This is a genomic window from Pseudomonas sp. Sample_24 (assembly GCF_004307605.1).
In the GTDB taxonomy this organism is placed as follows: domain Bacteria; phylum Pseudomonadota; class Gammaproteobacteria; order Pseudomonadales; family Pseudomonadaceae; genus Aquipseudomonas.
In genome coordinates this window covers 1-672 of record NZ_RCNW01000308.1, presented here as the reverse complement: position 1 = coordinate 672, position 672 = coordinate 1, and the positions used below count along the sequence as shown (strand labels likewise).

Genomic DNA, 672 nt, shown 5'->3' with positions numbered 1-672 from the left:
CAAGGAACAGCAGGGCCTTGAAGAAGGCGTGGGTCATCAGGTGGAAGATCGCGCCATCCCAGGCGCCGACACCCAGGGCCAGGAACATGTAGCCGATCTGGCTCATGGTCGAGTAGGCGAGGATACGCTTGATGTCGGTCTGGACCAGGGCTGCGAAGCCAGCCAGAACCAGGGTCACGCCACCAACGATGCCCACCAGGTGCAGGATTTCCGGCGCCAGGGTGAACAGGCCGTGGGTACGGGCAATCAGGTAAACGCCCGCGGTCACCATGGTTGCAGCGTGGATCAGTGCCGAAACCGGCGTTGGACCGGCCATCGCGTCTGCCAGCCAGGTTTGCAGCGGCAGTTGCGCGGATTTACCGACAGCGCCACCGAGCAGCATCAGGGTGGCCATGACCATCCAGAAGTCGCCGGCCTGGAATTTCTGCGGTGCCAGCACCAGCAGTTCCTGGACGTTCAGCGTGCCCAGTTGGGCAAACAGAATGAACAGGCCGATGGCCATGAACACGTCACCGATTCGGGTCACGATGAAAGCTTTGAGTGCGGCGTTACCGTTGTTGCGGTTGCTGTAGTAGAAACCGATCAACAAGTACGAGCACAGGCCCACGCCTTCCCAACCGAAGTACAGGAACAACAGGTTATCGCCCAGCACCAGGAACAGCATGCTGGCGA

At 60.6% G+C, this 672-nt stretch carries 1 protein-coding gene; it reads right to left on the bottom strand.

Translation table 11 applies throughout. The features are described from left to right. Positions 1-672: proton-conducting transporter membrane subunit (locus D8V06_RS16575; RefSeq protein WP_277751305.1), on the bottom strand; the 672-nt coding region annotated here is incomplete at both ends.